The sequence below is a fragment of the Streptomyces sp. JW3 genome (assembly GCF_052216785.1).
In the GTDB taxonomy this organism is placed as follows: Bacteria; Actinomycetota; Actinomycetes; order Streptomycetales; family Streptomycetaceae; genus Streptomyces.
The window spans coordinates 1-1,002 of sequence record NZ_JBQOUX010000130.1 but is presented as its reverse complement, the minus strand read 5'-3'; the positions used below and the strand labels follow the sequence as shown (position 1 = coordinate 1,002).

Annotated in this window: 1 protein-coding gene; it reads left to right on the top strand. The window is 75.9% G+C overall.

Going from position 1 to position 1,002, the window contains the following annotated elements; genetic code table 11:
• Nucleotides 1–693 precede the first annotated feature (693 nt).
• A partial coding sequence (locus tag ACTT8P_RS33695) for a DUF6912 family protein (RefSeq protein WP_442835594.1) occupies nucleotides 694–1,002 on the top strand: 309 nt, incomplete at its 3' end.

Below are 1,002 nucleotides of genomic sequence, written 5' to 3'. Positions count from 1 at the left end.
TGGCCTTGGGTGGTTGGCGGGGCGGGTACGGGCGCAGAGTGGCCGTGGGCGGTTGGCGGTGCTGTGCGAGGTGTCCGCCTCGGAACCCGGGTGGTTGAGCTGCCCGTGACCGGCGGCGTGGTGGGGGTGCCTGTCGGGCGGGTGTCCTGGGGGCGGGTGCGGCGCTGGGTGGGCCTCGGCGCCGAGCCCGGTGGGCGGTCCTCGGGGACGGCGGTGCGGGGGGTGGCCGCGCCAGGACCGCGAGGTGGGGTGCCCGCGGGACGGCGGGAGTCGCGGCGGCCGGGCGGGCGGGCGCCGGGGTGGCGGTGCTGTGCCCTGTTCGTGACCCTGCTCATGACCTTGTTCATGGGATCCCCGTTCGGCGGCCCGTGGCATACCGGGCGGTAACTTGCTGTTGCGGACCTTGTACGGGGTGTGGCGGCCTGCTGGCAAGGGGGTGCGGAGGGAGAGGGGCGAGGTGTGAGGTTCACCTATCCGTGGGGTCGGACGGGGCCGGTCCTCGGTGTGGCAAGGGGGGACCGGGTGAAGTTCCGGCGCGGAGTTGACGCCTGCACCGGCTCGGCGGGGAACTCGATGGAGGGCCCTCGCGCGTATCCTGATGACTCTTTCCGGCCTTGCCCCGGCCTGCCCCGGCCCGTCCCGGCCACTCCGACCGACCCGACCCGACCGACCCGACCACGAAAGCGGCCAGCCATGCGCGTCTACGTCCCCCTGACCCTCCCCGGTCTCGCCGAGGCGCACCGGTCGGGACATCTGGGGAGCGGGCCGTTCACCGCCTACGCCGTCACGCCCGCGCTGCGCGAGTGGTACCTCTCGGACGACATCGAGGAACTGGAGTACGCCGCCCTCAACCGGGCCGCCCTGGCCTCGCTGCGGCTGCTGGCCGGGGACGCCGCCGCCCCCCGGCGCCGGGTCGTGGTCGCGGCGGACGTGCCCGACGGCGCCGCGGCGGCCGACCCCGGCCGGGGACCGGACCCGGCCGCGCTCGGCGAGGTCCGGGTG